Origin of the sequence: Paraburkholderia sp. BR14320 (genome assembly GCF_040948665.1) — a bacterium.
Lineage (GTDB): Bacteria > Pseudomonadota > Gammaproteobacteria > Burkholderiales > Burkholderiaceae > Paraburkholderia > Paraburkholderia youngii.
Genome location: NZ_JBFPKG010000034.1, coordinates 74,963 through 85,831, shown reverse-complemented (window position 1 = coordinate 85,831; position 10,869 = coordinate 74,963). Strand labels below are relative to the sequence as shown.

Here is a 10,869-nt window from a genome sequence, read left to right as displayed (position 1 = left end):
AACATGCCCGACGAAGGCACGATCGACGCGCCGATCGGCCGCGACCCGCGCGAGCGCACGCGCATGGCCGTGGTGACGGGCGCGGCAGGCAAGCCGGCGCGCACGCATTTCCGGCGCGTGGCCGCGGCGATCTGGCAGCGTCAGCCGGTCACGGCGATCCACTGCGATCTGGAGACGGGCCGCACGCATCAGATTCGCGTGCATTGCGCGCATATCGGTCATCCGCTGCTCGGAGACCCGGTGTACGGACGCGCGCGCGGCAAGCGCTCGGTCACGCCGCTGCCGGACGGCTTCGCGCGCCAGGCGCTGCACGCGTGGCGGCTCGGCCTGATCCATCCGAAGACCGGCCGCTCGATGCAATGGCGCGCCGACGTGCCGGCCGACATCGAGGCGTTGTCGGCAGCGCTCGGCCTGGGTCGCGACGACACGGGCGAGTTCGACGACGCGTATGACGAGGACGAGGACTACGGTGCATCGTTCGACGACGGCGCGTACGATGAAGACAGCGACCACGACGAGGACGATCACGCATGAGCGCCAATCTGCCTGAGCTGGGTTTTGCCGATGTCGTGCAACCCGCATGGAACGTCTCGCCGCGCGTGCGCGCGCTCGTGACCACGCGCGACGGCGGCGTCAGCGACTCGCCGTTCGGCCGCTGGCGCGACGGCGCCGACCAGCCCGGCGGGCTGAACCTGGGCCTGAAGACCGGCGATGATCCGGCCGCGGTCGCGAGCAATCGCGCACGGCTCGTCGCGCTGACCGGTGTTCGCGAAACCGCGTGGCTCGAACAGATTCACGGCGCCGGCATCGTGCGCGCCGAGGACGCCGTCGCGCACGCGCGCGAGCACGGCGCGCCGCCGCGCGCCGACGCGAGCGTCACCGATCGCGCGGGCGTCGCGTGCGTCGTCATGGTGGCCGATTGCATGCCAGTGCTGTTGTGCGACGAAGCGGGGCGCGCGGTCGGCGCCGCGCATGCCGGCTGGCGCGGACTCGCGGCAGGCATCGTCGAGCAGACTGCCGCGCGGGTCGCGGCGCTGGCGGGCGTGCCGGCCGCCGAGTTGCATGCGTACCTCGGACCGTCGATCGGGCCCGACGCATTCGAAGTCGGTCCAGACGTGCGTGACGCCTTCATGACTGATGTCGACGGCGCACAACGCGATGCGACCGCGAAGGCGTTCGTCGCGCATCCCGCGAATGCCGGCAAATATCTCGCCGATCTGCCGGCGCTCGCGCGCCTGCGCCTGCAGCGGCTCGGCCTTACGCGTATCGGCGGCGGCGATCTGTGCACGGTCACGCTGCGCGAGCGCTTTTATTCGTATCGCCGTGACCGCGAAACCGGCCGTATGGCCGCGTTGATCTGGATCGACGAACAGGCGCAATCGATTGCCGATTAATTCGGGGTGGCGCGCGCGCATCTCGTCATATTTTTAAAATCGAACGGTTGCTTATTTTGCGTGAATGCGCACCGGTTCGAGATTCACGAATGGCACTGCAGACCCGTCACTGAAGGCCTTGCCCGGCCTTCAGACACATTTTTTGTTGCACTGCCGGAAGGATTGCCGATAGCGTGAATTCCCCGCCTGCTCTGTGCTCGACCGAACGAATAAATATGCTTAAGTACCATGCGCCGCAGGACTTTTTTCGATTTGCGTGCGGCATGGAACATTTATTCGCAAAAGCGCGATTTGCCATACAGGGAAAACGATAATTAAAAAAATATCGCACTGCGGCAAAATCGGGAGCAAGCATTGACATGCCTTGTGATGGGGAGCAAGAATGTTCCTTCTAAGCTCCTCCTCGTTCATGGGACAGGGTGTGACGAAGTCGCGAGCAATCGCTCCGTGCGCACGAACCTGCCTCTCAACCCGTCCGCAAGGACTTACCGGTCAAAAGCAGGCATGGCAGCATCTCATTCCTCAGCTTCCCCCAGCACGGACTCCTCGAAGGAGCAGACGCAGCAGGCCGGTACGAGCGGTGCATCGTCAGCCGCAGGCATGCAGCAATTTCTCGACGCCTGGATGAACGCCTGGCGTTCGTTCGGCGCTCAGCCCAATGGCGCGGCATTCCAGATGCCTTCAATGCCGCAGATGCCGGACCTCGCGCAGATCACGGCGGGCTTTCCGCAAATCCCGGCATTTCCCGGCATGCCCGACTTCAGCAAGTTGGCCGCCGGCGCGCTGCCGGGGTTGAGCATTCCCACCGCCGCGATTCCGCCCGAGCGTTTGCAGAAGCTGCAAACCGACTATTCGCGCGAGGCGATGGAACTGATCCAGCAGGCCACCACCTCGGCGATCAAGGCGCCCGAGCTCAAGGACCGGCGCTTTAGCGCGGACGCCTGGAGCCAGGCGCCCGCTTACGCGTTCACCGCCGCGTGGTATCTGCTGAACGCGCGCTATTTGCAGCAGATGGTCGACGCGCTCGATACCCAGCCGAAAACCCGCGAGCGCATTCGCTTCGCGGTCCAGCAGTGGACCGCGGCGGCCTCGCCGAGCAACTTCTTCGCGCTGAATCCCGAAGCGCAGAAAACGCTGCTCGACAGCAAGGGCGAGAGCCTGCGCCAGGGCGTGATGAACCTGCTCGGCGACATGCAGCGCGGCAAGATTTCCCAAACCGACGAATCGCGTTTCACGGTCGGCGAGAACCTCGCGAACACCGAAGGCTCGGTCGTGTTCGAGAACGATCTGCTGCAGCTGATCCAGTACAAGCCACGCACGGCGACCGTGCGCGAGCGGCCGCTCCTCATCGTGCCGCCGTGCATCAACAAGTACTACATCCTCGACCTGCAGCCTGAAAACTCGCTGGTCGCGCACGCGCTCGATTCGGGCCACCAGGTGTTCCTGATTTCGTGGCGCAACGCGGATCAGTCGATCGCGCACAAGACGTGGGACGACTACATCGGCGAGGGCGTGCTCACTTCGATCGACACAGTGCGTCAGGTCAGCGGCCGCGAGCAGATCAATACCCTCGGCTTCTGCATCGGCGGCACATTGCTCGCCACCGCGCTCGCGGTGGCCGCGGCGCGCGGCGAACATCCGGCCGCGTCGATGACGCTGCTCACCGCGATGCTCGACTTCTCCGACACGGGAGTGCTCGACGTCTTCGTCGACGAGGCGCACGTGCAGATGCGCGAGCAGACCATCGGCGGCAAGAACGGTGCGCCGCCCGGGCTGATGCGCGGCATCGAATTCGCGAACACGTTCTCGTTCCTGCGCCCGAACGACCTCGTGTGGAACTACGTCGTCGATAACTATCTGAAGGGCCGCACGCCGGTGCCGTTCGACCTGCTGTACTGGAACAGCGACTCGACCAGTGTGCCGGGGCCGATGTACGTCTGGTATCTGCGCAACACGTATCTCGAGAACAAGCTGCGCGAGCCGGGTGCGCTGACCACCTGCGGCGAGCCGATCGATCTGTCGAAAATCGACGTGCCGACCTTTATTTACGGTTCGCGCGAAGACCATATCGTGCCGTGGCAAACCGCGTATGCGTCCGCGCCGCTGCTCTCCGGGCCGCTGAAGTTCGTGCTCGGCGCGTCGGGTCATATCGCCGGCGTGATCAATCCGCCCGCGAAGAAAAAGCGCAGTTTCTGGAAGCTCGAGAGCGACGCGAAGACGCTGCCCGCAAGCGCGGACGAATGGTTCGACGCGGCGACAGAAGTGCCCGGCAGCTGGTGGCCCGAATGGACCGAGTGGCTCGATCAGTACGGCGGCAAGAAGGTGAAGCCGCGCGCCACGCTGGGCTCCGACGAATTCCCGGTCATCGAGCCGGCGCCGGGCCGCTATGTGCGGCAACGGGAGTAGGTTTCACGCACGGGCTCGACGCGCGCGTCCGAGGTTGCTGCGCAGTCGGCCGGTGCATAGGTGTTTGGCAGGTGAATGAGCGTCTGGTTGATGAAGGCGTGAGAGCAACGCAAGTTGCAACGCAATTTTTAACGTAACGGGCTGCGGCGCAGTTTGCCGGGATGCCCTGAGGATATGGAAATGACTGATGTTGTGATCGTATCGGCCGCTCGTACTGCAGTGGGCAAGTTTGGTGGGTCGCTGGCGAAGGTTGCCGCACCTGAACTCGGAGCGATCGCGGTGCGCGCCGTACTCGAACGGGCAGGCGTGAAGCCGGAACAGGTGAGCGAGGTTATCCTGGGCCAGGTGCTGACGGCGGGCTCTGGTCAGAACCCCGCGCGTCAGGCGCTGATCAAGGCGGGTTTGCCGTCGGCCGTGCCGGGCATGACGATCAACAAGGTTTGCGGCTCCGGTCTGAAGGCCGTGATGCTCGCGGCCAACGCGATCATCGCCGGTGATGCGGACATCGTCGTCGCAGGCGGCCAGGAAAACATGAGCGCCGCGCCGCACGTGTTGCCGGGTTCGCGCGATGGTTTCCGCATGGGCGACGCGAAGCTGATCGACTCGATGATCGTCGACGGCCTGTGGGATGTGTACAACCAGTACCACATGGGCGTGACGGCTGAGAACGTCGCGAAGGAACACGGCATCACGCGCGAACAGCAGGACGCGTTCGCGGCGCTGTCCCAGAACAAGGCGGAAGCCGCGCAGAAGTCGGGGCGCTTCAACGACGAAATCGTGCCGGTCGAGATTCCGCAGCGCAAGGGCGAGCCGCTGCGCTTTGCCACCGACGAATTCGTGCGTCACGGCGTGACGGCGGAATCGCTCGCGGGCCTGAAGCCGGCGTTCTCGAAGGAAGGCACGGTCACGGCGGCGAATGCGTCGGGCCTGAACGACGGCGCGGCCGCGGTGCTCGTGATGTCGCTGAAAAAAGCGGAAGCGCTCGGCCTCACGCCGCTCGCGCGCATCAAGGCGTACGCGAATGCGGGTGTCGATCCGAAGGTGATGGGCATGGGCCCGGTGCCGGCTTCGCGCCGCTGCCTCGAGCGCGCGGGCTGGACGCCGGCCGACCTCGATCTGATGGAAATCAACGAAGCGTTTGCCGCACAGGCGCTCGCCGTGCACAAGCAGATGGGCTGGGACACGTCGAAGATCAACGTGAACGGCGGCGCGATTGCGATCGGCCACCCGATCGGCGCGTCCGGCTGCCGGATTCTCGTTACGCTGCTGCACGAAATGCAGAAGCGCGATGCGAAGAAGGGGCTGGCGTCGTTGTGTATCGGCGGCGGCATGGGTGTCGCGCTCGCGGTCGAGCGAGTTTAAAGTACGCTGGGTACGCCGCGCGCGATCGCGACCGTTCGCGCGCGGCCTTCGCCGGCACAGGCATCTGGCCGCGCCGCACGCCAACTGGCGGTGCGGCGCGCTGCAACAGATGACTCGTGTCGGCAGCGCGCGTTGCCAGACGGTCGCCCGGCGGCAACGTGAACCGGCATCAGGCCAGGCACGAGGCCGCCGGCAGGCGCCTCGACAACGATAACGGAGTGTGGTTTATGACACAGCGAATTGCGTACGTAACGGGCGGCATGGGCGGCATCGGCACCAGCATCTGCCAGCGTCTGCACAAGGAAGGCTTCAAGGTGATCGCGGGCTGCGGCCCGAATTCGCCGCGCCGTGCGAAGTGGCTCGACGAGCAGAAGGCGCTTGGCTTCGACTTTGTCGCCTCCGAGGGTAACGTGGGCGACTGGGAGTCGACCAAGGCCGCGTTCGACAAGGTCAAGGCCGAAGTCGGCGAGATCGACGTGCTGGTCAATAATGCCGGCATCACGCGCGACGTTGTGTTCCGCAAGATGACGCACGAAGATTGGACCGCGGTGATCGACACCAACCTGACGAGCCTGTTCAACGTCACCAAGCAGGTGATCGACGGCATGGTCGAGCGTGGCTTTGGCCGCGTGATCAACATTTCGTCGGTGAACGGCCAGAAGGGCCAGTTCGGCCAAACCAATTATTCGACGGCGAAGGCGGGCATCCACGGCTTTACGATGTCGCTCGCGCAGGAAGTCGCGACCAAGGGCGTGACCGTCAACACCGTGTCGCCGGGCTACATCGGCACCGACATGGTCAAGGCCATCCGCCCGGACGTGCTGGAAAAAATCGTCGCGACGATTCCGGTGCGTCGCCTCGGTCAGCCGGACGAAATCGGCTCGATCGTCGCATGGCTCGCGTCGGACGAATCGGGCTTCGCCACCGGCGCGGATTTTTCGCTGAATGGCGGCTTGCATATGGGCTGAGCTATCGGCGCGCCGGACCGGAAGGCGGCGCGCTTCGGCTCAGATGGTTTCGCCGGCGTCCCGGCTGCGCAATCGATTCGATCGCACAGCCCGGACGCCGTTTCCGCGTTTGCTTAACTCGAGCTTAAAGGCGTTACATGACTACTACTACAAAGAAAACGGCCGAACGACTGATCAAGAAATATCCGAATCGTCGGCTCTACGACACGGAGACGAGCACCTACATCACGCTGACTGATGTGAAGCAGCTCGTGCTCGATCAGGAAGATTTCAAGGTGATCGATGCCAAGAGCAACGAGGACCTCACGCGTTCGATCCTGCTGCAGATCATTCTCGAAGAGGAGAGCGGCGGCCTGCCGATGTTCTCTTCTTCGATGCTGTCGCAGATCATCCGGTTCTACGGTCATGCGATGCAGGGCATGATGGGCACGTATCTGGAAAAGAACATCCAGGCCTTCATCGACATTCAGGCGAAGCTCGCCGACCAGTCGAAGAATCTGTATGAAGGCAAGGCGATGAACCCTGAAGTCTGGTCGCAGTTCATGAACATGCAGGCGCCGATGATGCAGGGCATGATGACCAGCTATATCGAGCAATCGAAGAACATGTTCGTGCAAATGCAGGAGCAGATGCAGAACCAGGCGAAGACCATGTTCGCCACGTTCCCGTTCACGCCGGGCGGCGCGGTCAATGCGAACAACGCGAGCAATGCGCCCGCTACGCCACAGGGCAATCCGGAGCCGGAAAAGAAGTGAGCGAGTGAATGGCGGCGAGGTCCGCTCGGTTCGACCGGGGCTTCCGGGTAGCCCGCGGACGCGCAGCCGGCCTTCATAGCTGCAGCGGCATCGCGCGACATGGCTGAGGGAGCTACTGGCCGTCGGCGTACCGTTGGCATCCGGCTGCTGCGTTGCCAATCTCCCAGATGGCTCGCAGGAGTGCGCAGCCACCGGCGCGCTACAATATCGGCCCGCGCGTGGGGACGCTTTTCCGTCGGAACCGGATTCAGGCCGCGGTTTAAGGTCCGTCGCGCCCCTGTGCCGGCACATCGCTGCTAGCGCCGTTATCGTTTTCCTTCCGCTGGACCCGCCTTATGTTTCAGACCGTCTCCCCGATCGCGTCCGAGTCTTCCGTTGCGAAGGCCGCACGGATCGTTCTTCGCTGATCCGCCGTTCACCCATATTCTCATGAGCCGGCTGTTTCTCGCCCCAATGGAAGGGCTTGCGGACTACGTACTGCGCGACGTGCTGACCAGCGCGGGCGCTTTCGACGGCTGCGTGTCCGAGTTCATCCGCATCACGGGCTCGATGCTGCCCACGCGCGTCTATGAGCGCGAGGCGCCCGAGATCCTGCACGCGAGCGTGACCGCCAGCGGCACGCCGATGGTGATCCAGCTGCTCGGCAGCGATCCCGAGTGGATGGCACGCAATGCCGCGTACGCCGCCACGCTGTCACCGTACGGTATCGACCTGAACTTCGGCTGTCCCGCCAAAGTCGTCAATCAGCATGGCGGCGGCGCGATGCTGCTCGCGATCCCGAAGCTGCTGAACCAGATCGTCTCTGCCGTGCGCGCCGCGGTGCCGGCCGATATCGCGGTGACGGCAAAAATGCGCCTCGGCGTGTCCGACACGTCGCGGGCGATCGAATGCGCGCAGGCGCTGGTGGACGGCGGCGCGGCCTCGCTCGTCGTGCATGCACGCACGCGCGACGACCGCTACCGGCCGCCCGCCCACTGGGAGTGGGTCGCGCGCATCGACGACGCCGTCGATGTGCCCGTCATCGCGAACGGCGAGGTCTGGACGGTCGCCGACTGGCAGCGCTGCCGCTCTGTCAGCGGCTGCGCGGACGTGATGATCGGCCGCGGCGCGGTGTCGGACCCGTTCCTCGCGCAGCGAATTCGCGGGCGCATGGACCCGTGCCCGTCGGCCGGCGAATGGCCGCAGGTGCTGGGTTCGATCGCCGGCTATCTGAACAAGCTGCGGGCGCACGGTTCACTGACCCATGAGCACGGCCGCGTCAAGCAGTGGCTCAGCTACCTGCAGCGGACCTGGCCGCAAGCGGCCGAGCTGCATGCGGCGATCCGGCGAGTGCAGGACTCTGACGAAATTCTTACGGTGATCGGCCAGGCGCTGGCGGCCGCAGGCGCGTCGGCGCCGACGCGTGAGCACGTTTTGAGCGCCGAAAACAGCGAGCTGAATCAACCCGATCCTGCCGAACTGATCCCCGTTTGAAGACTAGAATTCAAAGACTTACGAGCGGTGGCGGTGGCGAACCGCTACAATTCACGGTTTAACGTCTTCAAGCGGTTCCCCATGTCTTCCACCCCCTCGAACGCTCCGGCCGCGCCGGGCGCCACGCCGAAAGTCGGCTTCGTTTCCCTCGGCTGCCCCAAGGCCCTCGTCGATTCCGAGCAGATCATCACGCAGCTGCGCGCCGAAGGCTACGAAATCTCCGGCACCTATGACGGCGCGGACCTCGTGGTCGTCAACACCTGCGGTTTCATCGACGAAGCTGTGCAGGAAAGCCTCGACGCGATCGGCGAAGCGCTCAACGAAAACGGCAAGGTGATCGTCACCGGCTGCCTCGGCGCGAAGAAAAGCGCGAGCGGTTCCGGGCTGATCGAGGAAGTGCATCCGAAGGTGCTCGCGGTGACCGGCCCGCACGCGGTCGGCGAGGTGATGCAGGCGGTGCACAGCCATCTGCCGAAGCCGCACGATCCGTTCGTCGATCTTGTGCCTGCCGCCGGCGTCAAGCTCACGCCGCGCCACTACGCGTATCTGAAGATTTCCGAAGGCTGCAATCATCGCTGCACGTTCTGCATCATCCCGTCGATGCGCGGCGATCTGGTGTCGCGTCCGGTCGCCGAAGTGATGCTCGAAGCGGAGAACCTGTTCAAGTCCGGCGTGAAAGAACTGCTCGTGATTTCGCAGGACACGAGCGCATACGGCGTCGACGTCAAATACCGCACCGGGTTCTGGAACGGCAAGCCGATCAAGACGCGCATGACGGATCTGGTCGCCGCGCTCGGTGAACTCGCCGCGCAATACGGCGCGTGGGTGCGTCTGCACTACGTGTATCCGTACCCGAGCGTCGACGAAGTGATTCCGATGATGGCCGCGGGTCCGTACAAGGGTCACGTGCTGCCGTATCTCGACGTGCCGTTCCAGCACGCGCATCCGGAAGTGCTCAAGCGCATGAAGCGCCCGGCCAACGCCGAGAAGGTGATGGAGCGCGTGAAGGCGTGGCGCGAGATCTGCCCGGATCTGACGATCCGCAGCACGTTCATCGCCGGCTTTCCGGGCGAGACCGAAGAGCAGTTCGAGACGCTGCTCGATTTCATCCGCGAGGCGGAGCTCGATCGCGTCGGCTGCTTCGCGTATTCGCCGGTCGAAGGCGCGAGCGCGAACGAACTCGACGGCGCATTGCCCGACGAAGTGCGTGAGGAACGTCGCGCCCGTTTCATGGAAGTGGCCGAGCAGGTGTCGGCGAAGCGCATCGCGAGGAAGGTCGGCAAGACGCTGAAGGTGCTGGTCGACGAGATCAACGCGGACGGCGGCATCGGCCGCACCGCGGCGGATGCGCCGGAGATCGACGGCGTCGTCTATATCGCGCCGTCCACCAAGGCGTCGAAGCGCTACAAGGTCGGCGATTTCGTGTCGGTGAAGATCACTGGCGCGGACGGCCACGATTTGTGGGGCGAGGTCTAAGCGATGACGCCCGGCGCGGCCGCACGGCCTGAAGCTCAAACACCGGACATCCTCGCGCTCGGCGAGGCGATGATCGAATTCAACCAGTCGGCGAAGGATCAGCCGAACTACTTGCAAGGCTTCGGCGGCGACACGTCGAACTTCTGCATCGCGGCCGCGCGCCAGGGTGCGAGGACCGGCTTTGTATCGGCGGTCGGCGCCGATCATTTCGGACGCCTGCTGGTCGACCTGTGGGAGCGCGAGCAGGTCGACACGTCGTTCGTGCGTATCGATGCGCAAGCGTCGACAGGCGTCTATTTCGTATCCCACGGTCCCAACGGCCACGCGTTCGACTATCTGCGCGCGGGCTCGGCGGCGAGCCGCTATGCGCCCGCCGATCTGCCGCGCGACGCGCTCGCGGCGGCGAAGGTCATCCATCTGTCCGGCATCAGTCTCGCGATCAGCGTCAGCGCTTGCGACGCCGCGCTCGAGGCGATCGCGCATGCGCGCGCGAATGGCGTGCGCGTGAGCTTCGATACCAATCTGCGTCTGAAGCTGTGGCCGCTCGCGCGGGCGCGCGCGGTGATGCTCGAGGCGATCCGCCAGACCGACATCTGCCTGCCGAGCTGGGACGACGTCACCGAACTGACCGGGCTGACCGGCCGCGACGAAATCGTCGATTTTCTGCTGTCGCACGGGCCGAGCGTGGTTGCGCTGAAGCTCGGCAAGGACGGCTCGTATATCGCGACACCTAACGAACGACGCGTCGTGCCGGGTTACGTCGTCGATGCGGTCGATGCGACCGGCGCCGGCGACTGCTTCGGCGGCGCATTCATCGCGCGCATCGTTGCGGGCGACGATCCATTTGCCGCCGCGCGCTACGCGAACGTCGCCGCCGCGCTGTCGACGCAAGGTTATGGCGCGGTCGCGCCGATCCCGTCGCGCGAGACCGTCGAGCGGCTTCTGGCAGGCTAGATATCACGTAAGCCGCGCGCGGCGCAGCATGGCCCGCGTTGGCGCAATCATCCAGGCGAACTGGAGACAACAGGAGGGGCA

Annotated in this window: 9 protein-coding genes; all 9 read left to right on the top strand. The window is 64.8% G+C overall.

Translation table 11 applies throughout. The features are described from left to right. On the top strand, nucleotides 1-534 hold a 534-nt coding region (locus AB3X89_RS26775; RefSeq protein ID WP_368585974.1), incomplete at its 5' end, for an RluA family pseudouridine synthase. Continuing rightward, entirely contained in the window at nucleotides 531-1,394 is an 864-nt protein-coding gene (pgeF, locus tag AB3X89_RS26770; RefSeq protein WP_368585973.1) for a peptidoglycan editing factor PgeF, read from the top strand. The genes AB3X89_RS26775 and pgeF, both read left to right, overlap by 4 nt. Before the next feature lie 600 nt (nucleotides 1,395-1,994). Further along, entirely contained in the window at nucleotides 1,995-3,800 is a 1,806-nt protein-coding gene (gene phaC, locus AB3X89_RS26765; RefSeq protein WP_368585975.1) for a class I poly(R)-hydroxyalkanoic acid synthase, read from the top strand. Nucleotides 3,801-3,980: 180 nt separating this feature from the next. Then, the gene (locus AB3X89_RS26760; protein ID WP_018432060.1) at nucleotides 3,981-5,162 is read left to right on the top strand and encodes an acetyl-CoA C-acetyltransferase; all 1,182 of its coding nucleotides are present in this window, start codon (nucleotides 3,981-3,983) and stop codon (nucleotides 5,160-5,162) included. A 227-nt stretch (nucleotides 5,163-5,389) separates the two neighbouring features. Beyond that, the gene (locus tag AB3X89_RS26755) at nucleotides 5,390-6,130 is read left to right on the top strand and encodes a 3-ketoacyl-ACP reductase (RefSeq protein ID WP_176108639.1); all 741 of its coding nucleotides are present in this window, start codon (nucleotides 5,390-5,392) and stop codon (nucleotides 6,128-6,130) included. 137 nt (nucleotides 6,131-6,267) lie between these two features. Further along, the gene (gene phaR / locus AB3X89_RS26750) at nucleotides 6,268-6,885 is read left to right on the top strand and encodes a polyhydroxyalkanoate synthesis repressor PhaR (protein WP_176108638.1); all 618 of its coding nucleotides are present in this window, start codon (nucleotides 6,268-6,270) and stop codon (nucleotides 6,883-6,885) included. A gap of 429 nt (nucleotides 6,886-7,314) precedes the next feature. Next, nucleotides 7,315-8,358, top strand: a complete 1,044-nt coding sequence (locus AB3X89_RS26745; RefSeq protein ID WP_368585972.1) for a tRNA dihydrouridine synthase — start codon at nucleotides 7,315-7,317, stop codon at nucleotides 8,356-8,358. 81 nt (nucleotides 8,359-8,439) lie between these two features. Continuing rightward, complete coding sequence (rimO, locus tag AB3X89_RS26740; protein ID WP_368585971.1) at nucleotides 8,440-9,834, top strand: 30S ribosomal protein S12 methylthiotransferase RimO; 1,395 nt, start codon at nucleotides 8,440-8,442, stop codon at nucleotides 9,832-9,834. A gap of 3 nt (nucleotides 9,835-9,837) precedes the next feature. Continuing rightward, nucleotides 9,838-10,788, top strand: a complete 951-nt coding sequence (locus tag AB3X89_RS26735; RefSeq protein WP_368585970.1) for a sugar kinase — start codon at nucleotides 9,838-9,840, stop codon at nucleotides 10,786-10,788. The last annotated feature ends 81 nt before the right edge of the window (nucleotides 10,789-10,869 follow it).